This is a genomic window from Allobosea sp. 05L423 (genome assembly GCF_056397745.1).
This window is the reverse complement of sequence record NZ_JBFTOA010000004.1, coordinates 240,967-265,880: the sequence shown is the minus strand read 5'-3', so window position 1 is coordinate 265,880 and position 24,914 is coordinate 240,967. Positions and strand designations below refer to the sequence as shown.

At 65.0% G+C, this 24,914-nt stretch carries 23 protein-coding genes; 11 read left to right on the top strand and 12 right to left on the bottom strand.

Annotated features, from left to right (window positions below; all coding sequences use genetic code 11):
• Positions 1-64 precede the first annotated feature (64 nt).
• The 5 genes from AC1DNE_RS13770 to AC1DNE_RS13750 all read left to right on the top strand — a co-directional run bounded on the left by AC1DNE_RS13770 (position 65) and on the right by AC1DNE_RS13750 (position 6,532).
• The gene (locus AC1DNE_RS13770; RefSeq protein WP_441470128.1) at positions 65-1,084 is read left to right on the top strand and encodes a putative 2-aminoethylphosphonate ABC transporter substrate-binding protein; all 1,020 of its coding nucleotides are present in this window, start codon (positions 65-67) and stop codon (positions 1,082-1,084) included.
• A 121-nt stretch (positions 1,085-1,205) separates the two neighbouring features.
• A complete protein-coding gene (locus AC1DNE_RS13765) occupies positions 1,206-2,297 on the top strand; it encodes a putative 2-aminoethylphosphonate ABC transporter ATP-binding protein (RefSeq protein ID WP_441470129.1) in 1,092 nt (363 codons plus the stop codon).
• On the top strand, positions 2,294-4,009 hold the full coding sequence (locus tag AC1DNE_RS13760) for a putative 2-aminoethylphosphonate ABC transporter permease subunit (protein ID WP_441470130.1): 1,716 nt from the start codon (positions 2,294-2,296) through the stop codon (positions 4,007-4,009). Before AC1DNE_RS13765 ends, AC1DNE_RS13760 begins: the two co-directional genes overlap by 4 nt.
• A 22-nt stretch (positions 4,010-4,031) precedes the next feature.
• A complete protein-coding gene (locus AC1DNE_RS13755; protein WP_441470131.1) occupies positions 4,032-5,696 on the top strand; it encodes a Na/Pi cotransporter family protein in 1,665 nt (554 codons plus the stop codon).
• 98 nt (positions 5,697-5,794) lie between these two features.
• Positions 5,795-6,532: a metallophosphoesterase family protein gene (locus AC1DNE_RS13750; protein WP_476765677.1), complete on the top strand. Its 738-nt coding sequence runs from the start codon at positions 5,795-5,797 to the stop codon at positions 6,530-6,532.
• Between the two features lie 10 nt (positions 6,533-6,542).
• Here the strand turns inward: AC1DNE_RS13750 and purU are convergent, their stop codons facing one another.
• From purU to pbfA, 5 genes are all read right to left on the bottom strand, one after another.
• The gene (gene purU / locus AC1DNE_RS13745) at positions 6,543-7,415 is read right to left on the bottom strand and encodes a formyltetrahydrofolate deformylase (protein ID WP_441470133.1); all 873 of its coding nucleotides are present in this window, start codon (positions 7,413-7,415) and stop codon (positions 6,543-6,545) included.
• Positions 7,416-7,441: 26 nt separating this feature from the next.
• Positions 7,442-9,877 (bottom strand): GcvT family protein, encoded by a 2,436-nt coding sequence (locus AC1DNE_RS13740; RefSeq protein ID WP_476841094.1) that lies wholly within the window; start codon positions 9,875-9,877, stop codon positions 7,442-7,444.
• A gap of 72 nt (positions 9,878-9,949) precedes the next feature.
• Positions 9,950-10,720: a DeoR/GlpR family DNA-binding transcription regulator gene (locus AC1DNE_RS13735; protein WP_476841093.1), complete on the bottom strand. Its 771-nt coding sequence runs from the start codon at positions 10,718-10,720 to the stop codon at positions 9,950-9,952.
• Between the two features lie 278 nt (positions 10,721-10,998).
• Positions 10,999-12,009 carry a 2-hydroxyacid dehydrogenase gene (locus AC1DNE_RS13730; protein WP_476765674.1) on the bottom strand — a complete coding sequence of 337 codons (1,011 nt, stop codon included), beginning with the start codon at positions 12,007-12,009 and terminating at the stop codon, positions 10,999-11,001.
• Positions 12,010-12,048: 39 nt separating this feature from the next.
• Positions 12,049-13,410 carry a (R)-1-hydroxy-2-aminoethylphosphonate ammonia-lyase gene (pbfA, locus tag AC1DNE_RS13725; protein WP_476765673.1) on the bottom strand — a complete coding sequence of 454 codons (1,362 nt, stop codon included), beginning with the start codon at positions 13,408-13,410 and terminating at the stop codon, positions 12,049-12,051.
• A gap of 194 nt (positions 13,411-13,604) precedes the next feature.
• Between pbfA and AC1DNE_RS13720 the strand changes: the two genes are divergently transcribed.
• Positions 13,605-14,465, top strand: coding sequence for a LysR substrate-binding domain-containing protein (locus AC1DNE_RS13720; RefSeq protein WP_476841092.1), 861 nt, complete (start codon positions 13,605-13,607; stop codon positions 14,463-14,465).
• Between the two features lie 199 nt (positions 14,466-14,664).
• Here the strand turns inward: AC1DNE_RS13720 and AC1DNE_RS13715 are convergent, their stop codons facing one another.
• Positions 14,665-15,375 (bottom strand): L,D-transpeptidase, encoded by a 711-nt coding sequence (locus AC1DNE_RS13715; protein WP_441470139.1) that lies wholly within the window; start codon positions 15,373-15,375, stop codon positions 14,665-14,667.
• A gap of 417 nt (positions 15,376-15,792) precedes the next feature.
• Between AC1DNE_RS13715 and AC1DNE_RS13710 the strand changes: the two genes are divergently transcribed.
• Positions 15,793-16,338 carry an ureidoglycolate lyase gene (locus AC1DNE_RS13710; protein ID WP_441470140.1) on the top strand — a complete coding sequence of 182 codons (546 nt, stop codon included), beginning with the start codon at positions 15,793-15,795 and terminating at the stop codon, positions 16,336-16,338.
• A 154-nt stretch (positions 16,339-16,492) separates the two neighbouring features.
• Here AC1DNE_RS13710 and AC1DNE_RS13705 read toward each other — a convergent pair whose 3' ends face one another.
• The 5 genes from AC1DNE_RS13705 to AC1DNE_RS13685 all read right to left on the bottom strand — a co-directional run bounded on the left by AC1DNE_RS13705 (position 16,493) and on the right by AC1DNE_RS13685 (position 20,160).
• The gene (locus AC1DNE_RS13705) at positions 16,493-17,509 is read right to left on the bottom strand and encodes a zinc-dependent alcohol dehydrogenase family protein (protein ID WP_476841091.1); all 1,017 of its coding nucleotides are present in this window, start codon (positions 17,507-17,509) and stop codon (positions 16,493-16,495) included.
• Positions 17,510-17,734: 225 nt separating this feature from the next.
• On the bottom strand, positions 17,735-17,920 hold the full coding sequence (locus tag AC1DNE_RS13700) for a hypothetical protein (protein WP_476803760.1): 186 nt from the start codon (positions 17,918-17,920) through the stop codon (positions 17,735-17,737).
• A complete protein-coding gene (locus tag AC1DNE_RS13695; RefSeq protein ID WP_476765669.1) occupies positions 17,917-18,897 on the bottom strand; it encodes an aldo/keto reductase in 981 nt (326 codons plus the stop codon). The genes AC1DNE_RS13700 and AC1DNE_RS13695 overlap by 4 nt, the downstream gene beginning before the upstream one ends.
• Positions 18,894-19,748 carry an SDR family oxidoreductase gene (locus tag AC1DNE_RS13690; protein ID WP_476765668.1) on the bottom strand — a complete coding sequence of 285 codons (855 nt, stop codon included), beginning with the start codon at positions 19,746-19,748 and terminating at the stop codon, positions 18,894-18,896. Before AC1DNE_RS13690 ends, AC1DNE_RS13695 begins: the two co-directional genes overlap by 4 nt.
• Positions 19,741-20,160 carry a cupin domain-containing protein gene (locus AC1DNE_RS13685; RefSeq protein WP_476765667.1) on the bottom strand — a complete coding sequence of 140 codons (420 nt, stop codon included), beginning with the start codon at positions 20,158-20,160 and terminating at the stop codon, positions 19,741-19,743. Before AC1DNE_RS13685 ends, AC1DNE_RS13690 begins: the two co-directional genes overlap by 8 nt.
• Before the next feature lie 117 nt (positions 20,161-20,277).
• On the opposite strand from AC1DNE_RS13685, the gene AC1DNE_RS13680 reads away from it, so the two are divergent.
• On the top strand, positions 20,278-21,171 hold the full coding sequence (locus AC1DNE_RS13680; RefSeq protein ID WP_476765666.1) for a LysR substrate-binding domain-containing protein: 894 nt from the start codon (positions 20,278-20,280) through the stop codon (positions 21,169-21,171).
• Between the two features lie 300 nt (positions 21,172-21,471).
• On the opposite strand, the gene AC1DNE_RS13675 is transcribed toward AC1DNE_RS13680, so the two are convergent.
• Positions 21,472-22,401, bottom strand: a complete 930-nt coding sequence (locus AC1DNE_RS13675; RefSeq protein WP_441470141.1) for a LysR substrate-binding domain-containing protein — start codon at positions 22,399-22,401, stop codon at positions 21,472-21,474.
• Between the two features lie 174 nt (positions 22,402-22,575).
• On the opposite strand from AC1DNE_RS13675, the gene AC1DNE_RS13670 reads away from it, so the two are divergent.
• The 3 genes from AC1DNE_RS13670 to AC1DNE_RS13660 all read left to right on the top strand — a co-directional run bounded on the left by AC1DNE_RS13670 (position 22,576) and on the right by AC1DNE_RS13660 (position 24,911).
• Complete coding sequence (locus tag AC1DNE_RS13670) at positions 22,576-23,409, top strand: transporter substrate-binding domain-containing protein (RefSeq protein ID WP_441470142.1); 834 nt, start codon at positions 22,576-22,578, stop codon at positions 23,407-23,409.
• Between the two features lie 63 nt (positions 23,410-23,472).
• Positions 23,473-24,135: an amino acid ABC transporter permease gene (locus tag AC1DNE_RS13665; RefSeq protein WP_441470143.1), complete on the top strand. Its 663-nt coding sequence runs from the start codon at positions 23,473-23,475 to the stop codon at positions 24,133-24,135.
• Entirely contained in the window at positions 24,132-24,911 is a 780-nt protein-coding gene (locus AC1DNE_RS13660; RefSeq protein WP_441470144.1) for an amino acid ABC transporter ATP-binding protein, read from the top strand. The genes AC1DNE_RS13665 and AC1DNE_RS13660 overlap by 4 nt, the downstream gene beginning before the upstream one ends.
• Positions 24,912-24,914 lie beyond the last annotated feature (3 nt).

The following is a 24,914-nucleotide window of genomic DNA, read 5'->3' as shown; positions in this document are numbered from 1 at the left end:
CAAATCCAGGGGAATGAAGCGCCGCAAGAGTGCCCAAACTGAACATAACGAGGGGATGAGAACAATGAAGAGCTGGCTTGCTTCCTGTGTTATCGGCGCTTTCGCACTCGCGCTTCCCGGCGCCGCGCAGGCCCAAAAGACGAAGGTGACGATCTACACCGCGCTGGAGAACGACCAACTCGGGCCGTTCAAGGCCTCGATCGAGAAGGCAGTGCCCGAAGCGGAGGTCGTCTGGGTCCGCGACTCCACAGGCGTCATCACCGCCCGCTTCCTGGCCGAAAAGGACAATCCGCGAGCGGACATGGTGATGGGCCTGGCCGCATCGAGCCTGCTCATGTTCGAGAAGGCCGGGCTGCTGGAAACCTACAAGCCGGCCGGCGCCGATGCGCTGAAGCCGGTGTTCCGCGATGCCAACAGCCCCTATACCTGGACTGGCATGGACGCCTATCTCGGCGTGGTCTGCTACAATACCGCCGAGGCCAAGGGCGTGCCCGTGCCGAGCTCGTGGAAGGACCTGCTCAACCCGGCTTTCAAGGGCAAGATCGTGATGCCCCATCCGGCCTCCTCCGGCACCGGCTATCTGATGGTCGCCGGCTGGCTGCAGAGCATGGGCGAGGCCGAGGGCTGGAAGTTCATGGACGGGCTGCACGAGAACATCGCGGCATATCTGCATTCGGGTTCCGCGCCCTGCGTGCAGGCGGCGCGCGGCGAGCGCACCATCGGTCTGGCGCTCGACATGCGCGGCGCTTCCGAGAAGAGCAAAGGCGCGCCGATCGAGGTCGTGATTCCGAAGGAAGGCGTGGGCTGGGAAATGGAAGCCAGCGCCATCGTCAAGGGTAGCAAGAACCTCTCCGTCTCCAAGAAGATCGCCGACTGGTCGACGACCAAGGAGGCGAACGAACTCTACTCGAAGACCTACGCCATCGTGGCTGCGCCGGGTGTCGAGAACAAGCCGGCGAACTATCCTGCCAATGCCGAGGCGGGGATGATCAAAAACGACCTGACCTGGATGGCCGACAATCGCGAGCGCGTGCTCGCCGAATGGTCGAAGCGCTACGAGTCCAAGGCGGCGCCGAAGAACTGAGCCTTGCCATGCCGCCGGCCCGCGCAAGCGGCTGGCGGCATGGTCTGTGCAAGACGCAAGAGAGCGGCTTCGCCGTTGCACGCGAGCCTGATCACTGCCTGTTCAGATGAAGGTCGGCACGATGTCCACGACTACGGCCCCATTCCTCTCGATCCGAGCCCTCGCCAAGAATTACGGCGCGTTTCGGGCGTTGCACGATATCGATCTCGACATCCGCCGCGGCGAGTTCGTCTGCTTTCTCGGGCCGTCCGGCTGCGGCAAGACGACATTGCTGCGGGCCATCGCCGGCCTAGACCAGCAGGATGGCGGCACCATCCATATGGGCGGGCGCGACGTGTCGCGGGCAAGCCCGTCGGAGCGCGACTTCGGGATCGTCTTCCAATCCTACGCGCTCTTCCCCAATCTCACCGTCACCGACAATATCGGCTACGGTCTCGTCAACCGGCGTCGCTCCTCCGGCGACATCGCCCGCCGTGTCGAGGAGCTGCTGACGCTCGTCGGCCTGCCGGACCAGGGCAAGAAATACCCGATTCAGCTTTCAGGTGGGCAGCAGCAGCGGGTGGCGCTGGCGCGCGCGCTTGCCACCTCGCCGGAACTGCTGCTGCTCGACGAGCCGCTCTCCGCCCTCGACGCCAAGGTCCGGCTGCGCCTGCGCGACGAAATGCGATCGCTGCAGCAGCGGCTCGGCGTGACCACGATCATGGTGACGCACGATCAGGAGGAAGCGCTTGCGATGGCTGACCGCATCGTCGTGATGCGGGACGGTGCCGTCGAGCAGGTCGGCACGCCGGAGGAGATCTACCGGCGCCCCGCCACCCCCTTCGTCGCCGATTTCGTCGGGCACATGACCTTCATGGATGCGATCGTGACGGGGCCCGGCCGGGTCCGTGTGGACGAACTCGACCTGCTCGTCGCCAATGCGGCCCCCTTCGCCGTGGGAACGCCGGTGCGGCTGGCGATGCGGCCGGAGGAGGTTCGCACCCGCAGCATCGGTGACGATACGCCGAACCGCTTCGAAGCGCGGATCGGGGACCTGTCTTTCCTCGGCTCCTACTGCCGGGCGCATCTGGAGCCGACCGGCTCCCGTTCGACCCGGATCGCAGCCGATTTCTCGGCCAATGCGATGCGCGATCTCGGCATCACCGCGGGACAGGTGCGCGCCGTCGCCTTTCCGCCTGAGGCCCTGCACGTCTTTGCGGGGGGCGGACGATGAGCGACCTCGCCCCGCCGCTGACGATGATCGATGCGTCCGTGAAGGTATCGCCGGTGCGGATCAGCGAGCGCCATGTCGCCGCGGTTCTGATCGTCGCGCTTTGCGCGGTGCTGGTCCTCATCATCGCCCTGCCGCTCTGGGCGCTCCTCTCCAAGAGTCTCGAGGATACGCAGGGGCGCTTTGTCGGGCTGGCGAATTTCGTCAGCTATGCGACGACGCCGACGCTGTTCTTCTCTCTGCTCAACAGCCTCGCGGTCGCCAGTGCGACCACGGTGATCGTAGTGCCGCTCGCCTTTCTCTATGCCTATGCGCTGCGCCGCAGCTGCATTCCGGCGAAGGGCGTCTTCTATGCGGCGGCGATGATCCCGGTCTTCGCGCCGTCTCTGCTTTCGGGCCTCGCGCTGATCTATGTCTTCGGCAACCAGGGGCTGCTCAAGTCCTGGATGATGGGCGCCTCGCTCTACGGCCCGGTCGGCATCATCGCGGCGGAGGCGCTCTACAGCTTTCCGCACGCCATGCTGATCCTCGTCACGGCGCTCGCACTTTCGGACGGCCGGCTGCGCGAAGCGGCGGAGGCGATGGGCACGTCGCGCTGGCGCATTTTCCGGACGATCACCCTCCCGGGCGCGCGCTACGGCGTGATCAGCGCCGTCTTCGTCGTCTTCACGTTGGTCGTCACCGATTTCGGCATTCCCAAGGTGATCGGCGGGCAGTTCAACGTGCTGGCGACCGACGCCTACAAGCAGGTCGTCGGCCAGCAGAATTTCCCGATGGGCGCCGTGGTCGGCATCATCCTGCTGGTCCCGGCAGTGCTCGCCTTCTTCGTCGATCGTGTGGTGCAGCGGCGCCAGGGCGCCATGCTCTCCGCCCGCGCCGTTCCCTATGTGCCGCACCCAGACCGGCGCCGCGATCTCGCCTTGCTCGGCTTCGTCGGCGTGATCGCTTTCGCGATCGTCAGCCCCTACGCGATCGCCTTCTGGGGCTCCTTCGTCAAATATTGGCCCTACAACCTGTCCCTGACGCTGAGCAATTACGACTTCGCCGCGGTCGAGCCGGACGGCTGGAAGACCTATGGAAACTCGTTGCTGCTCGCGTCTCTGACGGCGGTGATCGGCACGGCGCTGATTTTCACCGGCGCCTATCTGATCGAGAAGGTGAAGCTGTTTCCGCGGCTGCGCGCCTTCGCCCAGTTTCTGGCGATGCTGCCGATGGCCGTGCCCGGGCTGGTGCTCGGCCTGGGCTACGTCTTCTTCTTCAATGCGGGCTGGAATCCGCTCGGCTTCCTGTACGGGACGCTGACGATCCTCGTGATCAACACCATCGCCCATTTCTACACTGTCGGGCACATCACAGCACTGACGAGCCTGAAGCAGCTCGACAGCGAGTTCGAGTCGGTTTCCGCTTCGCTCAAGGTGCCGTTCTGGTCGACGTTCCGGCGGGTGACCGCGCCGATCTGCATGCCGGCGATCCTGGACATAGCGGTCTATGTTTTCGTCAATGCACTGACCACGGTCTCTGCCGTGATCTTCCTCTATGGCGCCGACACCAAGCTCGCCTCCATCGCGATCGTTCACATGGACGAGGCGGGCGCCATGGCGTCGGCGGCCGGCATGGCGAGCATCATCATGTTCACGGCCATTGCGGTGAAGCTCGCCCATGCCGGCCTCGACCGCTTGGTCTTCGGCCGACTGCAGCACTGGCGGCAACGCTAGCGGCGCGCGGGAGAACGCGATCATGGCAGGGCAGACGCCGACCCAGATCCTGCTTGCGCTCGCCGGCGAGGTCGCCCTGCTGCTCTGGAGCGTGCAACTGGTGACGGCGGGGGTATCGGCCGCATTCGGCAGCCGCTTGCGAGCGCTGCTGGCCACCGGTCTCGACAGTCGTTGGAAGGCCTTCTGCGCAGGGCTGCTGGTGACGGCCGGACTTCAATCCAGCACAGCGACCGCGATGATGATCGCCTCGTTCTCCGGCGCCGGATTGATCGCGCTGGCGCCGGCATTGGCGATGATGCTCGGCGCCAATGTGGGAACGACGCTGATCGTCCAGCTCGTCGGTTTCGACACGAGCATCATGGTGCCGCTCCTGCTCCTGTTCGGCTATGCCGGCATGCGCCGCTTCGGCCGGTTGGCAGCCAACGAAATGGCGAAGGCGCTCTTCGGACTGGGCCTGATGTTGCTGTCCTTGCGCCTGATGCAGGGCACCATGGCGCCGGTTGAGCACTCGCAGGTGCTGCGCACGGTTCTCGGCTCGCTCTCTGGCGATCCGCTGATTGCCTTGCTCCTGGCCGCGGTGCTCAGCTTTGCCGCCCATTCCTCCCTCGCGGCAATTTTGATCGTGATGAGCCTCGCTGCGACCGGGATCGTCGGAACCCAGACCATGCTGGCGATGGTGCTGGGCTGCAATCTCGGCACGGCACTCAATCCCCTTGTTCAGGCCATGAACGGGAATGCCGCGGCCAGGCGCGTGCCGGTGGGCAACCTCGTCAACCGCATTCTGGGCTGCGCGGCTGGCCTGCTGCTTCTGCCCGTGCTCACACCGCTTGCGGAGCGGTTCGCGAGCCATCCGGCGCAATCGGCAGCGCTGTTCCACCTTGCCTTCAACATCGCGATGGCCGCGCTCTTCCTTGTCCCGCTGCCGGCTTTCGCGGGCATTCTGACGCGGCTGCTGCCCGATCCCGCTCCGGAAGCGGACCCATCGCGCCCGCGCTATCTCGATATCGCAGCGCTCACGACACCGACGATCGCGCTCGCCAACGCGACCCGCGAAGTGCTGCGCATGGCGGATGTCGTCGACGAGATGCTGAAGACGTCTCTGATGGCGTTCGATGGCGACGATCCGGCTCGGGTGGCCGAAGTGAGCCGGACCGACGACGTGCTCGACAACCTCTATAACCAGATCCAGCTCTATGTGGGCGCGATTGCGCATGAGACGCTGTCGGAATCCGACGAGCACCGGCTATCGGAGGTGCTGACATTGGCGATCAATCTCGAGCATATCGGCGACATCATCGAGAAGAATCTGATGCAGATGGCCGGCAAGCGCATCCGCGATCAGCGCCGATTGCCCGAGGAAGCACTCGGCCGCATCGCCGATACCCACGACAGGTTGCGGGATCATCTGCGCCTGGCGCTCACGGTCTTCATCTCGCAGGACGAAGCGACGGCGCGCCGGATCGTGCGCGAGAAGGAAACCTTTCGCGAACTGGAGCGAGGCGCGATCGAGGCCCATCTCGCCGAGATGCGCACCGGCAGCCGCGAAGCCGTGATCGTCAGCGCTCTGCAGCTCGATATCGCGCGGGACCTCAAGCGGATCGACGCTCATATCGCAGCAACCGTGCACGGACTTCTCGAGCAGAGGGGAGCCCTCATGGGAAGCCGCCTTTTGCGGGCAGCGGAGTGAGGGCACTTGCAGCCTGCCCGATCGGGCGCCGATTTCGTCGGCCTGCCTCGCATGCAGTACCCCGTGGGCACTCACACGCCCAACCATAGGAAGCCAACGTGCGCCTTGGCGTCATTGCCGATATTCACGGAAACCTGCCCGCCCTCCAGGCGGTGCTGTCGAGGCTCGACGCGCTGGGCGTGGACCACATCGTCAATCTCGGTGACTGCGCCTCGGGGCCACTCTGGCCGGTCGATACCGTTGCCCTGCTTCGCTCGCGTGCGCTGAGCCATGTCCGCGGCAACCACGACCGCGCCATGGCGGCCCGATCCCCTGACGGCCTCGGCTCGTCGGACAGCTTTGCATGGCGCGCGCTCGACGCCGAGGCACGAAGCTGGCTGGCGGGACTGCCGGAAGAGGTCCGATTGGAAGAGGCGCTCTGCTTCCACGCCAGTCCCGGGTGCGACGAAAGCTATCTGATGGAAGAGGTCCGTGACGGCCGTCTCATGCCGGCTCGGCTTACGGCGATCGAGCAGCGCCTTGCCGGCAGAACCGCGCCGCTGATGCTGTGCGGGCACAGCCATCTGCCTCGGGTGGCGCGGCTGCGCTCCGGCACGGTCGTCCTGAACCCGGGTAGCGTAGGAAATCCGGCCTATCGTTCGGATGGGCCGCCTCATGTCGCCGAAACCGATACGCCTCATGCCCGCTGCGCGGTCGTCACGAATGAGGGCGGCATCGCTGCGGAACTTCACCTCGTCAGCTATGATTGGGAGCGCTCGGCGCGTCGCGCCGAGGAGAACGGGCGCAGCGACTGGGCCCATGCCTTGCGGACCGGAACCGCCCTGTCGCACCGATGACACAAGGTTCCTAGCGGAAGATGACCGTGCGTCGACCGGCCAGCATCACCCGCCGTTCGATGTGCAGGCGCAGGGCGCGCGCCAGGACGACGGCCTCGATGTCGCGGCCCACGCTGACGAGATCGTCGGGCGCGAGCGAATGATCGGCCCGGGCGACGTCCTGGTCGATGATCGGCCCCTCGTCGAGATCTGGGGTCACGTAATGCGCGGTCGCTCCGATCAGCTTCACGCCGCGCTCATAGGCCTGATGATAAGGCTTGGCGCCCTTGAAGCTCGGCAGGAAGGAATGATGGATGTTGATCGCCCGCCCGTCGAGAGCGCGGCAGAGGTCGTTGGAGAGCACCTGCATATAACGGGCGAGCACGACCAGCGACGCTTCGGTCTGCGCGACGATCTCCAGCAGCTTTGCCTCCTGCTCCGCCTTGGTCGCCGCCGTGACGGGCAGATAGTGAAAGGGAATGCCGTAGTTCTTCGCGAGCGGCTCGAAATCACGGTGGTTCGAGACGATGGCGGGAATCGCGATGTTGAGATTCCCCGTTGCCTGGCGGAAGAGCAGATCGTTCAGGCAATGGCCGAAGCGCGAGACCATCAGGACGACGCGTTGCGGGCGCGTTGCGTCGATGGCGTCCCAGCTCATGCGGAAGGTTCCGGCGACACCGTCGAATTCGCGTCGGAAGGCGGCATCGTCGAAGCGCTCGCCCGCGGCAAAGGCGACGCGCATGAAGAAGCGGCCATGGCGCGGATCGCTGAACTGCGCACTCTCCAGGATGTTGCAGCCGTGCCGGTAGAGCACCCCGCTGACGGCGTGCACGATGCCGGGCCGGTCCTCGCAGGAAAGGGTGAGGATGCGGGCAGGCTTCTGCACGACGATGTCCCGGGGCATGGCTGGCGAGAAGGGCGTGAGATCGCTCATGCCCGCACTCCGCGCACCGGCTTGCGGTCGAGCGGCGCAGCGAGGCTGGCGGTGACGGGTATTGCCGTGCCCGCGAGGTCGATCGTCCAGTTCCGCCCATCGAGCCACGCCTGGTCGATAGGCTCATGGCTTTCGGCCCAGCCGAGCGCGACGATGCCGTCGACGGTCGCGCCGAACGCCGCCGAGGTGATCTCGCCGACCGGCTTGCCATCGGCCAGGATCGCCTCACCGCCCCAGGCCATCTGACCATCCGGACGGGGGCCGACGAGCGCGATCAGCCGCTTGGTGCGCGGAGCTGCGCGGGCCGCGACGAGTGCGCTGCGGCCGAGGAAATCGCCCTTGTCCAGCCTCACGGCGAAGCCGAGGCCGGCCTCATACGGATTGACGTCCGGCGTCAGCTCGCGGCCCCAGGCGCGGAAGCCCTTCTCGATGCGCAGCGAGTCGACCGCATAGTATCCGACGTCGACGAGGCCGAGATCGGCACCGGCCTCGTGCAGCGCATCGTAGATGGCGGGCGCGAATTCGACGGGAACATAGAGCTCGAAGCCATCCCCCAGATAGGAGCGGCGGCAGGCCCAGCTCGTGGCATAGCCGATCGTGACCTGCCGGATCGCGTTGGCCGGGAATTCGGCTAGGTCGAAGGTGGCCGGCGAGACGCGGCCGAGGATCTCCACCACCTTCGGGCCGGCCAGGGAGAGCACGGCATAGGCCGAGGTCACATCCGTCAGCGTCACCCCCTCCGGGAGCTGGCGCCTGATCCAGTGCGCGTCGCGGGTCGCCTGAGCCGTGCCGGTGAGAAGGAGATAGGTGTCGGGCCCGATGCGGGCGGCGGTGAGATCGCTCTCGAAAGTGCCGCGCGCGTTGAGCAAGGCGGTGTAGACGGAGGTGCCGACCGGCACGGCGACATCGTTGGCCGCCAGGCGCTGCAGCGCCGCTTCGGCCTGCGGCCCCTGCAGCAGGAACTTGGCGAAGCTGCTCATGTCGACGAGCCCCGCCGCCTCGCGGCAGGCGCGGTGCTCGGCCGCGACCGTCTCGAACCAGTTCTGCTGTCCGAATGAATAGCGGATCGTGCGCTCATCCTCGTTGCGGGCAAAATAGTTTGCGCGCTCCCACCCCATCTTGGAACCGAAGACAGCCCGCTTGGCTGCAAGACGTTCATAGAGCGGCGAGCGCCGGAAGGGCCGTGCGGTATCGAGCTCGCGGTTCGGCCAGGGCATGGCGTAGTGGAGGCCCAGCGTCTCCTTGATGCGATCCTTCAACCAGGCCGGATTGTTGTTGAAGTCCGCGAAGCGGCGGATGTCGACGGGCCAGAGATCGCTCGTCGCCTCTCCCGCGACGATCCACTCGGCGAGCGCCCTTCCGGCACCGCCGCCGGAGGCGATGCCCATCGAGTTGAATCCGGCGCCGACATAGATGCCCGCCACTTCCGGGGCCTCGCCCAGAAGGAAGTTGTTGTCTGGCGTGAAGCTCTCGGGGCCATTGAGGAAGGTCTTGATCTCGGCCGTCTCCAGCGCCGGCACGCGCTGCAGCGCGTTCTCCATCAGGATCGAGAACTGATCCCAGTCGTCGGGCAGGAGCTGGAACTCGAACGGATGGGGGATGCCGTCCATTCCCCATGGTTTCGCATCGGGCTCGAAGCCGCCCATGACGAGACCGCCGACCTCCTCCTTGTAGTAGGTGTAGCCATCGGGATCGCGCATCACGGGCAGGTCCGGCGTCACCCCTTCGATCTTGCCGGTGACGATGTACATGTGCTCGGCCGAATGCAGCGGCACCGACACGCCGCACATCTGTCCGACAGCACGGGACCACTGCCCGGCGCAGATGGCCAGGACCTCGCACTCAACCCGGCCGTGGTCGGTGTGCACCGCCCTCACCCGTCCCTTCTCGGTCTCGATGCCGGTGACGCGGATACCTTCGCGCACGATTGCGCCGCCGTTACGGGCACCGCGCGCCAGCGCCTGGGTAATGTCGGCCGGGTTGGCCTTGCCGTCGCCGGGGAGCCAGACGCCGCCGACGAGGTCGTCGGTGCGCATCACCGGCCATTTGTCGCCGGCCTCCTTCGGGCTCAGTTCCTCGATTTCCACGCCCTGAGCGCGCGCCGCCGAAATGGTCCGGCGCAGTTGCGTCATGCGCTCCGGCGTGCGTGCGACCGAAACCGAGCCGCAGCGCTTCCAGCCCGTGGCGAGCTCGGTCTCCTGCTCGAGCGAGGCGTAGAGCTCTGTCGAATAGCGGATCAGGCGCGTCATGCTCGACTGGCTGCGCAGCTGCCCGACCAGACCGGCCGCGTGCCAGGTGGTGCCCGAGGACAGGCGCCCCTGTTCGAGCAGGAGCACGTCGCGCCAGCCGAGCTTGGTCAGATGATAGGCGACAGAGCAGCCGACGATACCGCCGCCGATGATGACGACGCGAGCTTGGGTGGGAATGGACATGAGCGCCTCCGCGATGGAGGCAGCTTAGCGGGCAAAATTCATAAAACAACAAAAAACCACAAAACGGGCAAATTAGGAAACGAGCAGGCGAACTCCGTTCTTCGTCAGATTGGAGGCGATCGGATCCGGCGGAAGCCGGTCGAGCAGCAGACCCGCGAAGGTCGCGTCACCGCCGATCCGGCTCGGCAGGACAAGGCCGAACTTGCTGCTGTCGGCCATCAGGAAGCCTTGCTCTGCAGCGCTCAGGAGCGCGCTTCGGATGGCCGCTCCGGCTCGCGTGTAGTCAGTCAGCCGTCCCTCCGCGTCGACGCCGCCGACGCTGACAAAGGAGAAATCCGCCGACAAGCGCCCGATCGCCCGCAGGGCTTCGGCGCCCGAGGTCGCATCCTCGTTGCGATCGAATTCGCCACCGATCAGGAAAACGCGGGCGCCCGGTAGCCGGCTGGCCAGCCGCGCATTCTCGAGCGAAGTCGTATGCACGACCAGTCGCTTTCGGTCCGATCGCACCAGAGCGCGCACCACCGCTTCGGTCGTGGTGCCGGAATCGAGCAAGATGGTCACGCCATCGCCAAGCATGGAGGCGGCGAGATTGGCGATCAGTTCCTTGCCTGCACGGTTCACGGCCCGGCGGCTGGCAAAGGATGCTTCCGAGCGCTCGGCTCGGATCGCTCCGCCGTGAACGACCGATAGCAGTCCCTCGGCCGACAACGCCTTGAGGTCTCGCCGGATCGTCTCGCGGGAGACGTCGAGCGATCGGGCAAGTTCCTCGACGCTGATCGTTTCCAGTCTTTCGAGACTTTCGAGGATGATGTGATGCCGTCGCGCAGCGATGTCGCGGGTCATGAAAACGAGGCCAAAAATCCTGGTCGGCAGATGAATCCACCATAATCTGCCACATATCGTTGATTCGTGCTTGGCAATCGAGCGGACACGGCCGGGTTCAACCGCAGCGCGGCCAAACAAGGCGCGCAGCCAACGCAAGCAGCCTGAACCATCGCTCGAACGCCCCGAACGGCGGCATCCGGTTTTGATAGCCGGCCAGTTGCACGGGCCTGCCCCCCGGCCCGGCGGAACTCAAGCCCGCCGGCCGCAGGAATGCCGGCTCAGCGATCCCTTGCGCTTCAGGCGAAGGCGACGTTCTCGCGCTGAGCGCGCAGGCGGGGATCACGCGAGCGCACCTGGACCGGCCGCCCGTCGAGAACCTCGAAGCAGCGGGCGAGCGTATCGTCCGAGAGGCGCCGCATCGCCTCGACGGTGAAGAAGGTCAGGTGCGGAAAGAGAATGACGTCGTCGCGGCCAAAGAGCGGGCTGAGCACGTGCCCTGCCTTCGCCAGCGGTTCCTGGGAGTAGACATCGAGCCCGACGCCCCCGAGGCGGCCCGCAAGCACTGCCTCGACCAGCGCCGCCTCGTCGATGAGCGCCCCGCGCGAGACGTTGACGAGGACCGCGGAGGGCTCCAGGCAGGCGAGCTCGGCGGGTCCGATCAATCCACGCGTGGCTTCGCTCAGCACGCAATGGAGCGAGACGAAGTCGCATTCGCGCAGCATCGCATGGAGATCGTCCATCTTCTCGATCCCGGCCGCGGCTAGCGTCGCCCGGTCGACATTGGGGTCATAGCCCAGCACGCGGGCGCGAAACCCCTGCCCCGCCATCCGCGCCATGCTGCGGCCGATCTTGCCGGCACCCACGAGTCCGACCGTGGCACCGGCGATGTCGCGGCCGAGCCAGCGTTGTTCGGGCCAGATCCAGCCATCGGCCGCCATGGCGCGGCCGATTTCGGGCAGGCGTTTGGCCAGAGCGATCATCAGAGCGAACGCGCCCTCCGCGACGGTCTCCTCGGCGTATTCGGGGACGTTGACGACCGGGATGCCGCGCGCGCTAGCGGCGGGGATATCGATCGCATCGATGCCGACACCGTATTTGACGATGCCCCTGAGTTTCGGCGCAGCCTCGATGACGCGGGCCGTGATGGGCGTGTAGCACATCAGGATGAGCTCGGCGTCCGCGACGGCCTCGATCAGCTCGGCCTCCGGGATGCCATCGGGCAAGGTGACGAGCTCGACGCCACGTGCCCTGAGGCCGGCATCGATGTCGGGGCATTCCAGCTCACGATCCGTGCGGACGGCTTTCATATCGGACCCTTTCGATCGCAGGGAAGAGAGAGAGGCGCCTCAGCCTGCCGCGATCGCGGCCTCGACGATGTCGAGCGCACGGTCCAGGTCGGTTTTCGCGATCACCAGCGGCGGCGAGAGCGTCAGCACGTTGCCCTGGCTGATCTTGAAGCTCAGCCCGGCTTCGAGGCAGCGATAGTAGACACGTTCTGCGAGCGCGTTGTCGGGAGCCATATCCGCCTTGTCGGCCACGATCTCGACGCCGAACATCAGCCCGCGCCCGCGCACATCGCCGACATGGGGCGACCCTTCGCCGAAGGCGCGCAGACGGTCCATCGCCTGGCCACCGAGCTCGGCTGCCCGCTCCGGCAGCCCCTCCTCGCGGATGATCGCGATCGTGGTGAGCGCCGCGCGCGTCGTCACCGGGTTCTTCTCATGGGTGTAGTGGCCGATCGCGAAGTCGCCGGCGACATCGAGGTCGCGCCGCGCGATCGCCGCCGCGATCGGCAGGATGCCGCCGCCCAGCGCCTTGCCGACGACGAGGATGTCCGGCGTCACCTCGTCATGTTCGCTGGTGAAGAAGCGGCCGGTCTTGCCCAGCCCTGTCGGGATCTCGTCGAAGATCAGCAGCGTGCCGTGGCGGTCACAGGCTTCGCGCACCTGCTTCCAGAAGCCGGGCGCCGGCGGGTTCGGCGTCGCCCGCATCGGCTCGGCGACGAGGGCCGCGAAATCACCCTCCCGGCCGAGCACATAGGAAATCATGCTGGCGCAGGCGCGGGCCGAATCCTCCAGGCTGTTATGGCCATAGGCGCAGTGATGGTTCGCCCAGGGCGCGACATGCTCCGTGCCGGGCAGGAGCGGCCCGGCGATACCGGAGCGGAAGGTCGCCTCGCCACCGACGCTCGAGGCGCCGAAGCCCGCGCCATGAAAGGCATCCCAGAACGACAGCGTCTTGAAGCGCCCGGTGGCGGCGCGCGCGAGCTTCAGCGCCACCTCGACCGCATCCGAACCGCCCGTCGTGAACAGCACCTTCCCGAGATCGCCCGGGGCAAGGCGGCCGAGCGTCTCGGCCAGCTCGACTGCCGGCTCGCAGGTGAAGCGGCGCGGCGCGAAGCAGAGATCGTCGATCTGCTGCTTGATCGCAGCCTTCAGCCGGGGATGGCCGTAGCCGATATGGTGGACGCTGTTGCCATGGAAATCCATGTAGCGGCGCCCGGCCGTATCCTCGATCCAAATGCCCTCGGCCTTGGCGATCGCCGTGACGCAGGGGCTCGACAGGCTCTGGTGCAGAAAGGCCTCGGCGTCCCGCTTCAGCAGGCTACGCGTCGCCGGGTCATCGAGCCGCGCCGACCAGGCGCCGCGCGCTGCCGAGGTGTTCGACTCACCTTCAGTATGCACGAGTTTGGCGGAAAGACCTGACATCCTGAGGCTCCGTGCCGAGGCGATAAACCGGCGTTGCGGCAGGTCAATCCCGTCGCGACTGCTTTCGACGCCGGCATCATCGTCGGCGATGGGCCATCTGAAAAATCGTTATTTTCGATCGACTGATAAATTAAATCGTTGCATTAGGAATCGCCGTATCGCCTCCTTCGGTCCCAACCCGCCCGGATCCCCCCATGCGCTACGTCCAGCTCCGTGCTTTCCATCAGGTCGCGATCGCCGGCGGCTTTTCGCGCGCCGCGAGCGAGTTGAACCTGACGCAGCCGGCGATCTCCGATCAGGTCCGGAAGCTCGAGGAGGAATATGACGTGCTGCTGTTCAGCCGGCAGCACAGGCAGATCGCCCTGACGGCGATGGGCGAGAGGCTGCTCGCGATCACGCACCGCCTGTTCGATGCGGAGGACCAGGCGCGCGGGCTGCTCTCCGAGTCGCGCGCCTTGCGGCTCGGGACCCTGCGGCTCGCAGCCGATTCCGTCCACCATGTCCTGCAGGTGCTGACGGCGTTCCGCGAGATCTATCCGGGCGTGCGGATAACGGTGAGCGCCGGCAACACCGAGACCATCGTGGCGCAACTGCAGAGCTATGACGCCGATATCGGCGTCCTCGGCGACATGGCTCCCCACCGCGATTTCGAGTTCATTCCGCTGAATGCGGCGCCGATCATCGCCGTCGCCGCACCAGATCACCCGATTGCCTCGCGCCGGTCGCTGTCGCTGGCGGAGCTCGCCGATCTCCCCCTGGTGATACGGGAAAGCGGCTCGCGGACGCGCCGGCTTCTAGAACAGCGCGCGGCCGAGACCGGCGTCAGGCTGGGCTACGCTATCGAGGTCGAAGGGCGGGAGGCTGCACTCGACATCGTTGCGTCGGGTGCCGGCATCGGCTTTGTCTCGGAGGCCGAGCTGCGCGGAGATCGCGGCCTGGCTCGCATCGCTCTCGATGGGCCGCCAATCCTTATGGAGGAATCTCTGATCTGCCTGAGCGAGCGCAAGGAAAACAAGGCGATCAAAGCCTTTCTGGACGTCGCTCGAGGTCGCTGACGGTCAGGCCGGACTTGCCCGCACTCTTCGCTCATACCGCGCCAGCACGCGCGTAGATGCGGACAGCAACGAGGCTCGGTGGGCGCCCATGGACTGAGGCGTCGACCTCCAAGGGATCGCCCGCCACAATCGCTATGGCTGTAATGAACTTCGCGCTGCCTGCATCGGCAGCGCAAGGACCAGGGGCTGACGCCGCCGCCTAGGCCGGCAGGACGACGACCTTCGTCTTGACCGGCGTCTGGTTGTAGAGATGGATCATGTCCTGGCTGAGCAGGCCGACGCAGCCGCTGGTGATGCCGTTGCCGATCGTCTCCGGGTCGCTCGACGCATAGATCGTGTAGAGCGTGTAGGCGCCGTTCTGATAGAGATGGAGCGTGCGGGCGCCGAGCGGATTGTCGAGGCCGCCCGGCATGCCGCGGGCGTATTTCGCCGCCTCGGGCTGGCGCTTGATCATTTCCTTCGGCGGGGTCCAGGTTGCCCATTCGGACTTGCGCCCGACATAGGCGTCGCCGTTCCAGCGGAAGCCGTCGCGGCCGACATTGGCGCCATAGCGGGTGGCGGTGCCGTCGCCCTCGACGCGATAGACATAGTAATTGCCGGGATCGACGATGATCGTGCCGGGCGCTTCCTTGGTCTCGTAGCGCACGGTCTTGCGGAAATATTTCGGATCGACCTTGCTGACATCGACCGCCGGGATCGGGAACTTCTCTTCGGGCACCGGCCCGTAGACCTTCTGCGCCTCGGCGAAGCTCATGCCGTCGGATGTTGCGCAGCCGCCCAGCCCGAGCGCGCCGACACCGACGGCCGAGCCGACCAGAAACGACCGGCGGCTCAGAAGCCCCGCCCGATGCCCGAGCAGTGCGATCTCCTCCACGTTGCCGGCATCGGCATTCCTACCGTCCATAATCATGATTTGGCAGTTTCCCATGTCCTGTTGCCCGACGAGAGAATACTCCGGCAGACACCCGCTGAACCTCTTGCTGAGCTGAGATTGCCGTCACAAGGCGCGATTGGCAAGCTCGGGTCTAAGCTGCGCGGGGCTTGCGATGCGCCGAATTCGGTAACGTCCCCGCTGTCTCGCGGTCTGACTGCGCATGGCGCTCGGCGGGACGAAAATTCACGGACACGCACATTTGAGGACGGAATCCGATCGGCTGGGGCGGTTACGAACACCGAGGACCCAGGCTCAAAGAAGAGGTGAACGCTTCCGGAAGGATAGCCGCGGGCCATCTATTCGAGCTACACCGGCTCCACCGCCGCGCATCGGCGCGCTCATGGATGGCATGGGGTTCTGCGCGCCCGAATGCCTCGGAGAGAGATCGGCACCATGCGAGACAATCAGCCCACCGCCGGGCTTCTTTCCCCTCTCCCGCTCCGTGTTCAGCCGGTCACGAAGGCCGCCTTCGAGCCCTTCGGATGGGTGGTGGAAGCAGGCGATTCCGGCCGCGCTGCGAATAACGGCACGGCGCGCCGGCACGACATTCACGCGCTCGCGGCTGCGGATGTCAAAGCCGGATCCCGGCTGGTCACCTCGATTTTCGAAGCGAAGCGGCAGCCGCCGAACCCGGTGATCACGATGCTCGAGCGGCATGTGAATTCGGTCCAACTGATCGTTCCGCTGGATGGCGCCGGCCATATCGTCATCGTCAGTCAAACCAGCGAGGACGGCACGCCCGAGATTTCGGCGCTCGCCGCATTCGCGTTCACCGCGTCGCAGGGAATGATCTACCGACGGGGGCTTTGGCACCACCCGATCATAGCGATCGGGGCGGACGCTCGCTTCCTCGTCCAGTCCTGGCAAAACGGCACCGAGGCGGACTGTGAGATAGTCGCCATCGCCCCCTGGGCGGTATCCCCGGGCAGCGCAATCTAGAGCGTTTCCGCTGATAGACGCGCTGCGCCGATCAAATGCGCCATCATCGCGTCGACGTCACCTAGCCATACGCACTCGCGTCGAACCGCGATGAAGAATAGCCAAGGATATCCGCACCTCTCATGACCGGCGCCGCCCGCGCGGACTGGCTATTCTAGACAAGAAGAAGCGTCTTGATGGCGCGGCGCTCATCCATTGCGCGGTAACCTTCAGCCACGTCGGCCAAAGGAATAGTGAGATCAAACACCTTACCGGGATTGATCTTGCGGCTAAGCACGAGGTCGATGAGCTCGGGAAGGAACCGGCGCACAGGCGCGGGGCCGCCCAGCATGCCGACCTGCGAGAAGAACAGTGATTGGCCATCAAACTGAACACCATGCGGCACACCGACATAGCCGATCATCGAGCCCGGGCGAGCGACCTGGAGCGCCTGGTTCATCGACTGCTGCGTGCCGACGCACTCCAGGACGGAATCGGCGCCGACACGATTGGTCAGTTCCTTGATGCGCGCTATTCCCTCTTCATCGCGCTCCGCAACGATGTCGGTTGCGCCGTATTCAAGGGCGAGCTCCTGGCGCGCCTTATGGCGGCTCATGATGATGATCCGGCCAGCCCCCATCTGCTTCGCGGCGAGCACACCCATAAGCCCGACGGCTCCGTCGCCGACCACGACAGCCGTCGATCCAGGCTGAACGCGCGCTGCATCCGCGGCGTACCAACCGGTCCCCAGTACGTCTGAAGCCGCGAGAAGGCTCGGAATGAGGTCATCATCAGGCTGCGCGTCAGTTGGCACCAATGTGCCGTCCGCAAGGGGAACCCGCGCATAAGGCGCCTGGGCGCCCGTCATGAACTCGCGCTGTTCGCATGAAGACTGGAAGCCCAAACGACAATGAGGGCAGGTATTGTCCGAGAGGCAGAAGGATCCGACGACGAACTGGCCGGGCCCGACGTTTTTGACCGCACTGCCGATCTCGACGACCACGCCGCAATATTCATGGCCCATGGCCTGCGGCTCGGTGACGGCATTTGCACCTCGGAAGGGCCAAAGGTCAGAGCCGCAGACGCAGGTGGCCGAGAGCTTGATGATGGCATCGGTCGGCTTCTCGATACGGGGTTCAGGGCGGTCCTCGAAACGAACGTCGCCTGGGCCGTAGAGCATTGTTCCAAGCATGTTTGAGTCCTCTTGTTTGGTTTCGCGTCCAACGATTGGCGGTGCGCAAGCGCGGTGCCGGCGGTCAGGGTGAGAGCGCGCGAGACGAGCAGCGCGAGGTGGCCTGTACTGTACCTCGGGCGAGGCCTCCCAGCCAGGCGGCCACTCTTTCAAGGGTGCGGCGCTCCCGGTCGCCTCGCATCGACGACATCCCCGCCCTGCATCGCCAAACGCAGGGCTGCCCTGTCAGGCACGTCGCCTTCGACGATCGGCACCCGCGAGGGGGCGGTCGTTGCGGCGGTTCGCACGCCGAAGGTTGAGGGTGAGCTGTACGCCGCTTTGCTCCAGGAGGACGCGCTTGGTGTTGAGGGCAAGCTGCCCGTTCGCCCCCAGCACCAGCAGCTTCGCCGCTTCCCGGGAGGCACCGATCATCGGTCGATCCGCGCCTGATGACTGGGCGAATAGCGCTCGCCATGGACGGCGATGCCCGACAGTGCATCATCGATGGCAGCGAGATCGCCGGCGGAAAGCTCGACGGCCGCCGCGCCGATATTCTCTTCCGCACGATGGAGCTTGGTCGTGCCCGGAATGGGGACGATCCATGGTTTCCGAGAGAGCACCCAGGCAAGCGCGAGCTGCGCAGGCGTGACCTTCTTGTCCTGTGCGAGGCGGCCGACAGCGTCGACCAACGCTTGATTGGCCGACAGGTTTTTCTGCGTGAAGCGTGGCACCGTGCTGCGGTAGTCGTCCTTCCCGAAGGTCGCGTTCGCGCTCACCGTCCCTGTGAGAAAGCCCTTCCCAAGCGGACTGAACGGCACGAAGCCGATCCCGAGCTCCTCCAGGACCGGAAGAATCTGCTCCTCGGGCTCGCGCCACCACAGCGAATACTCGCTTTGAAGCGCCGTGACGGGCTGGACCGCATGAGCGCGGCGGATGTTCTTCACGCCCGCTTCCGAAAGTCCGAAATGCAGAACCTTGCCTTGCGCGATCAGCTCCCTGACCGTGCCGGCAACATCTTCCATGGGCACGTTGGGATCGACCCGGTGCTGATACAGCAAGTCGATCCGATCGGTCCGCAGGCGCTTCAGCGAGCCTTCCACGGCGGCGCGGATGCGCCGCGGGCTGCTGTCCATTGCACCACCGCCTTCGATATCGAAGCCGAACTTGGTCGCGACAACGACCCGGTCGCGGATGGGTTGAAGGGCTTCGCCAACAACCTCTTCGTTCTTGTAGGGCCCGTAGACTTCAGCGGTATCAAAGAATGTGATGCCGCGCTCGAAGGCACCACGGATCAATTTCACCGCATCGGCCGAGAGCAACGGCGCACCGTATGACTGGCTGATGCCCATGCATCCCAGGCCGATCGCCGAGACTTCAAGTCCACTCTTTCCCAGAACGCGCTTTCTCATGACTCTATTCCTTGCTGTTCTATCGATTTCGGTGCGAGTTCGCCGTACCAGTAGGCAGCGGTCACACCTCCATCCATGAGGAAGTCGCTGCCGGTGATGAAGGCGCCGTCCGGCCCCATAAGCAGCGCTCCGAGGTGCGCGACCTCGTCCGGTGTTGCGGCGCGCCCGACCGGGCATAGTTCGATCATCCGCCGATAGCCCTCGCCGCGCGGGCCGGTGAGTTCGTCCCTCGCGAGAGGCGTAATGACGATGCCCGGGCTGATCGTGTTGACGCGCGCTCCACGGCGCCCCCAGCGAACGGCCTCGGACATGACGCGCAGGGAATTGCCGCGCTTGGACAACTGATAGGCGTGAAGCGAATCCCTCACCCGGTCCGGCTGAAGCATCGGCAGCGAAAGCAGCTCGTCCGCCGGCGTCGTGGCCAGCGCGGCGTTCTCCTCCGCCGTCAGCGCACCCAACCGGTGGCCGGACTGGGATGCGATCACGACACCGGCGGCGCCCTTTGCAATGACGTTGCCAAACTCATCGAGGACGACAGCCGTGCCGTAGAGATCGACCGCAAGGATCGTCGCCGGCGAGGCCTGCGATGGCGAAACGCCCGCCGCGTGGATGACGCCGGCGATGTTGCCGCGAGCCGCGGCGAACGCGACAAGCCCCTGGACGGAAAGCCGCGAAGATACATCGACCGTTGCCGTACTGACCTCAAATCCGGCATCCCGCAGAACTGCGGCCGCGGCGTCGGCATTTTCCTGGCGAAGATCCGCCAGCACGACGTGCTTGCCTGCGCTCACCCGCCGCGCGATGGCAATGCCGATCGAACCGGCGCCAATAACGACATTCACATCACTCATCATTGCTCTCCCTGGCGGGTTCGGGCGGGCAGTACTCGTCGTCGCGGACATGCTCCATCCAGACGATCTGCGCTTCCGGATCGGGACGTGCGAGCGCGATCAGCCTGAGCGGCTGATCCGGCGCGGCGCCGTGCCATTGCTTCCGGCCGGGCTCGAGCCAGATGAGGTCGCCGGGCCGCATCGGCTTGATCTGCCCGCCGGCGCGCGGCAAGCGGCCGAGGCCCTTCGCCACAAGCAGCGTCCGCCCCATCGAATGGGTATGCCGGGCCGTCCGTGTTCTTGGATGGAATGCGAATGTCGCCCCCCGAGGGCTGCCGTCCCGCCCAAATGGCGCGACGATGCGGACCTCTCCGGTGTATCGACCCGAGACATCGCCTCTTGCGGCACAGGCGACGCTGCGGCCGGTGTTCATGCGCGAAATCCTGGCGTTCGAGGCGCCCCCCCGCACCCGTTGCATCACACGCTATCTTGAGATCATTGCGATGATTATCCGCTATAAGCTGCATGCGGTTATATCCGGAGATCATGAATGCGACGCGAAGAGCTGGTCGACCTCAACGCCTTCCTGGTCGTCGCAGAGGAACAGAGTTTCACCCGGGCTGCCGCCCGCCTCAGCACCTCGCAATCCTCCCTCAGCCACACGATCCGGCGTCTCGAAACGCGCCTCGGCGTCCGGCTGCTGACCCGAACGACACGCAGCGTCGCGGCGACCCATGCCGGGGAACGGCTCCTCGGCACGTTGCGGCCGGCTTTCGACAGCATCGGCTCCGAGCTCGCCTCGATCCGGGACCTGCGCGACAGGCCCGCGGGCGCGATCCGGATCACCGCCGCCGAACATGCTGCCGTGACGATCCTGTGGCCGGCGCTTGAGAGGCTCCTGCCGGACTATCCCGACGTCCATGTCGAGATCAGCATCGATTCAGCACTGCGCGATATCGTCAGCGAGCGGTTCGATGCGGGCGTGCGGCTGGGCGAAGCCGTCGCCAAGGACATGATCGCGGTCCCGATCAGTCCCGACGTACGAATGATCGTCGTCGGGGCTCCCTCATATTTCGCTACGAGGCCGATCCCGCAGACGCCGCATGATCTCGCCAATCACCAGTGCATCAATTTGCGTCTTCAGAGCTCCGGGGCGCTCTATCCCTGGGAGCTGGAGAAAGGCGGCCGGGAACTGCGCGTCCGCGTCGAGGGGCAACTCGCCTTCAACGATGTCAACATGATCGTTCGCGCCGCCACGAGCGGTTTCGGCCTGGGCTTCGTCATGGAAGACAGGGTGCAGGAGGAACTGGCCGACGGCAGGCTGATCCGCGTCCTGGACGACTGGTGTCCACCCTTCTCGGGATACCATCTCTATTATCCGAGCCGCCGCCAGCCATCGGCCGCCTTCTCCCTGCTGGTCGATGCCTTGCGCTATCGAGGCTGAGACCAGCGGCCCGCAGCGGAGGCGGGCGGGTTCACGCCCAAGCCAACCGGCTCGCGTTCCCGGCGATCGACAAGCTGGAGCACGACACCGCGGTGCGGCGAGGCAATGTCACCAGGCCCATCATGACGACGGCTGAGGCGATCCAGACAGCCAAGGGTGCAAGCCCGTTTGCGTCTGGCGCTCGGCCGACGGAATTGAACGGCTATCCGGCGGGCTTGGGCGCTGGGCGAACGCTCGCTCACCGAGGCCGCAAGCCTCAACAGACCTTCGCGGCGATCTGCATGCCGGATATGACGCGCGCTACTGGGCCTTTAGCTTTCGATAGGTTCGCGTCTCCCGTGTGACCCACCCGCGGAATGCCACAACGCTTGGCAGCTGCGCCTTTCGTTCAGGGTAGACCGCATAATAGGAGTCGCCGGACAGAATTGGCGGCCCAAAGGGCATGTGGAGTTCGTTCCGCGCGAGTTCCGCTTCGATGTAGCAAACGGGCACGATGGCGATACCTATGCCCTGAACCGCGGCGTTGATGAGCATCTCGGTGTGCGCGAAACGAGTTCCCTGAATTCGACCCTGATAGTTGAGCCCTGACAGGCGCAACCAATGCAGCCACATACTGGGGCGGCTCGCGTTCTGCAGCATTGGGAATTTCGCGAAATCGCCGTTTTCGAGCTTCGTTCCGAGATTCACCAATTTAGGTGAGGTCACCACGGCGATCTCTTCAGCAAATAATTCAACCGATCTTGCGTTCAACCAAGTTCCCACCCCTCGCAGGATGGCAACGTCGAGACGCGTGGTTTCAAAGTCCAGATCGGCAGACGCGAGGGTTACTTCCACCGGAATGTCTGAATGCGCACGGATGAATGTTTCAATCCGTCTCGGCAGCCAACGCGCGCCCAGCGTAGGATGGGTCCCGATCATGAGGGAGCTATCGACGGAACGCCCCCGCACGGCGTCGATCGTGATTTCCTGGAGCTTGTCCAGCGTCAGCGCGAGGTCCCGGTAATAATTCGCGCCGACTTCCGTGAGGACCAGACGCGGCCCTGTTCGGTGAAACAACGGTACGCCGAGGAACTTCTCGAGATTGTGGATCTGCCTGCTGATGCCACTCTGCGTGAGGCCCAGGTCCTCCGCCGCCTTGGTGAAATTCATGAATCGCGCTGCCGCCTCAAACGCATGCAATGCTGACAACGATGGCAGATATCGTCTCATTAGAACCCCGGCGGCGACCATGATTAAAACTCATCCTAGACGAAATTTTCAACGTTTTTGTTTCGCCCGGGGCTCGGTCACACTCGATCCGTCCGGCTCAAAAACAAAAGCGCGAGCGTCTGATCCGAGGGGAACAGAGACCAGCTCCGTTGCGCACAATCAGAGCCACCAAACGAAGATTGAGAGGGGAAGAGTATGGACAGGCGCGAATTCAACAAGCTCATGGGCTTGGGCGCGGTTTCCGCTGCAGCAGGTCTTTACACCGGCAAAGGCGCTCTCGCGGCTGGCTCTCTCGAGCGGGTCAAGTCCTCGGGGACCCTGCGTATCGGAGCCGTTGCCGACGGTGCTCCCTATTATCAGAAGATGGTGACCGACGGCAGTTGGCGCGGGTTCTACATCGACATCTGCAAGAAGCTCGCAGACGATCTCGGGGTCAAGATGACGATCCTCGAGACGACCTGGGGCAACTCGGTGCTCGATCTCCAGGCCGACAAGATCGACGTCTTCTTCGGCCTCAACCCCACACCGGAACGGCAGAAGGTCATCGATTTCTCCGGTCCCGTCTTCAAGAACGCCTTCACCATGGTCACCAAGAAGGGGCTGGGAGCGAAGACCTGGGACGACTTCAACAAGCCGGAGATGCGGATCGCGGTCGACGCGGGTTCTTCACACGACGCTGCCGTCACCCGCCTCGCGCCGCAGTCCCAGATTTCACGGTTGAAGACGGCTAGCGACGCCACCGCCGCGCTGCAGGCTGGCCGCGTCGATGCACAGTGCCTGGTTCTGATCCTCTCGCTCTCGCTGCGGGCCAAGAACGCCGCGCTCGGCGAGATCGTCATGCCGACGCCTGCCGACTTCACCACTTCGAATGCGGGCTTCCGGCGAGAGGCGGATCAATCCTGGCGTGAATTCGTCGACGGCTGGATCAGCAAGGAGCGCGCCAGCGGCTTCATCAAGAACGCCGTCGTGAAGAACATGGAGCTCGTCGGCGTCAAAGAGAGCGACTTCCCCCCCGGCTTCGAAATCTGATGATCTCATATGGCGGGGCCTCGGCCCCTCCATATCCGGTTTCGAGCACGGGAACTCACCACCATGTATGAATGGGATTTCTCCATCCTGTGGGGCTACCGCTGGTTGCTCCTGCAGGGTCTGGGCGTGACTGTGGCTTTCACAGCCGCGACGATCGCCGGTGGCTTGGTCATCGGCATGACCGCGGCCATCTGCCTCCTGTCCCGCTTCAAGATTCTGCGCGGGATCGCCCTCGGCTTCATCGAGATCTTTCGCTGCACCCCGGTCCTGGTGCAGCTGATCTGGTGCTATTATGCGCTGCCGATGATCGCGGGCATCGAGATGACCCCGATTACCGCCTCGCTTCTCGCTCTATCCTGCTACGGCGGCTCGTTCTACGCCGAGATCATCCGCGGCGGCATCGTGTCGATCGATTCCGGCCAATCCGAAGCGGCTTCGGCGTTGGGAATGACACCGGCGCTGGCGATGCGCCGCATTATCCTGCCGCAGGCGCTGCGCCGGATGCTCCCGGCGCTGATGAACCAGTCGATTCTTCAGTTCAAGAACACGTCCCTGGTGTCCGTTCTCGCTGTTCCGGACCTGGTCTACCAGGGCCAGATCGCGGCCCATGACAGCTTCCGCCCGCTGGAAACCTACACAGCCGTGGCGGTCGCCTATTTCATGATCCTCTTCCCCCTGACGCTGTATGTGCGCCACCGCGAACGCCGGTTGGGAGCAGCCCGATGACAGCGACATCGCCAATGATCGAGATCTCGAAACTGCGGAAGCGTTTCGGCCAGCTCGAGGTCCTGAAGGACATCAATCTTCAGGTCCAGCAGGGCGGCGTCGTCGCCTTGCTGGGACCATCCGGGTCGGGCAAGTCAACACTTCTGAGGTGCATCAACCTGCTGGTGGTGCCTGATGACGGAACCATTCGCGTCGGGCAAACCAGCTTCCAGTTCGGCAAATCGGTTCAGGAACCGAAAGCAAAACCGCTTGCCGCGTTCCGCTCCCGTACCGGGATGGTGTTCCAGAGCTTCAATCTGTTCCCGCACATGTCGGTCCTGGGGAACGTCATCGAGGCTCCCATCCATGTGAAGGGATTGGACAGGAAGACGGCGACCGACCGTGCGATGGCTCAGCTCGAAAAGGTCGGGCTTGCTGACCGCGCTTCCCAGATGCCCGACACGCTGTCGGGCGGCCAGAAGCAGCGCGTCGCGATCGCCCGGGCGCTGGCCATGGAGCCGGAAGTCATGCTGTTCGACGAGGCGACCTCGGCTCTCGATCCGGAACTGGTCGGCGAAGTCCTGCAGGCGATCCAGAAGCTTGCCGCCGACGGGATGACGATGGTGATCGTCACCCACGAAATCACCTTTGCGCGCGACGTCGCGGACCGCGTGGTCTTCATGCGCGACGGCTATGTCGTGGAAGAGGGGCCGGCCCGCGACGTGATCGACACACCCAAGATGGACGCGACGAAGACGTTCCTGAGCCATTTCCATAAGGGCGCGGCGCCCCGGTAAGTG

Excerpts from the sequence above, each read along its gene's own strand:
- AC1DNE_RS13730 (WP_476765674.1), bottom strand. The coding sequence starts at position 12,009 with ATGAAAGCCGTCCGCACGGATCGTGAGCTGGAATGCCCCGACATCGAT.
- pbfA (WP_476765673.1), bottom strand. The coding sequence starts at position 13,410 with ATGTCAGGTCTTTCCGCCAAACTCGTGCATACTGAAGGTGAGTCGAAC.
- AC1DNE_RS13685 (WP_476765667.1), bottom strand. The coding sequence starts at position 20,160 with ATGAACACCGGCCGCAGCGTCGCCTGTGCCGCAAGAGGCGATGTCTCG.
- AC1DNE_RS13705 (WP_476841091.1), bottom strand. The coding sequence starts at position 17,509 with ATGCTTGGAACAATGCTCTACGGCCCAGGCGACGTTCGTTTCGAGGAC.
- AC1DNE_RS13675 (WP_441470141.1), bottom strand. The coding sequence starts at position 22,401 with ATGGTCGCCGCCGGGGTTCTAATGAGACGATATCTGCCATCGTTGTCA.
- AC1DNE_RS13760 (WP_441470130.1), top strand. The coding sequence starts at position 2,294 with ATGAGCGACCTCGCCCCGCCGCTGACGATGATCGATGCGTCCGTGAAG.
- AC1DNE_RS13735 (WP_476841093.1), bottom strand. The coding sequence starts at position 10,720 with ATGACCCGCGACATCGCTGCGCGACGGCATCACATCATCCTCGAAAGT.
- AC1DNE_RS13695 (WP_476765669.1), bottom strand. The coding sequence starts at position 18,897 with ATGAGAAAGCGCGTTCTGGGAAAGAGTGGACTTGAAGTCTCGGCGATC.
- AC1DNE_RS13670 (WP_441470142.1), top strand. The coding sequence starts at position 22,576 with ATGGACAGGCGCGAATTCAACAAGCTCATGGGCTTGGGCGCGGTTTCC.
- AC1DNE_RS13740 (WP_476841094.1), bottom strand. The coding sequence starts at position 9,877 with ATGTCCATTCCCACCCAAGCTCGCGTCGTCATCATCGGCGGCGGTATC.
- AC1DNE_RS13700 (WP_476803760.1), bottom strand. The coding sequence starts at position 17,920 with ATGATCGGTGCCTCCCGGGAAGCGGCGAAGCTGCTGGTGCTGGGGGCG.
- purU (WP_441470133.1), bottom strand. The coding sequence starts at position 7,415 with ATGCCCCGGGACATCGTCGTGCAGAAGCCTGCCCGCATCCTCACCCTT.
- AC1DNE_RS13715 (WP_441470139.1), bottom strand. The coding sequence starts at position 15,375 with ATGATTATGGACGGTAGGAATGCCGATGCCGGCAACGTGGAGGAGATC.
- AC1DNE_RS13720 (WP_476841092.1), top strand. The coding sequence starts at position 13,605 with ATGCGCTACGTCCAGCTCCGTGCTTTCCATCAGGTCGCGATCGCCGGC.
- AC1DNE_RS13665 (WP_441470143.1), top strand. The coding sequence starts at position 23,473 with ATGTATGAATGGGATTTCTCCATCCTGTGGGGCTACCGCTGGTTGCTC.
- AC1DNE_RS13660 (WP_441470144.1), top strand. The coding sequence starts at position 24,132 with ATGACAGCGACATCGCCAATGATCGAGATCTCGAAACTGCGGAAGCGT.
- AC1DNE_RS13765 (WP_441470129.1), top strand. The coding sequence starts at position 1,206 with ATGTCCACGACTACGGCCCCATTCCTCTCGATCCGAGCCCTCGCCAAG.
- AC1DNE_RS13710 (WP_441470140.1), top strand. The coding sequence starts at position 15,793 with ATGCGAGACAATCAGCCCACCGCCGGGCTTCTTTCCCCTCTCCCGCTC.
- AC1DNE_RS13770 (WP_441470128.1), top strand. The coding sequence starts at position 65 with ATGAAGAGCTGGCTTGCTTCCTGTGTTATCGGCGCTTTCGCACTCGCG.
- AC1DNE_RS13680 (WP_476765666.1), top strand. The coding sequence starts at position 20,278 with ATGCGACGCGAAGAGCTGGTCGACCTCAACGCCTTCCTGGTCGTCGCA.
- AC1DNE_RS13755 (WP_441470131.1), top strand. The coding sequence starts at position 4,032 with ATGGCAGGGCAGACGCCGACCCAGATCCTGCTTGCGCTCGCCGGCGAG.
- AC1DNE_RS13690 (WP_476765668.1), bottom strand. The coding sequence starts at position 19,748 with ATGAGTGATGTGAATGTCGTTATTGGCGCCGGTTCGATCGGCATTGCC.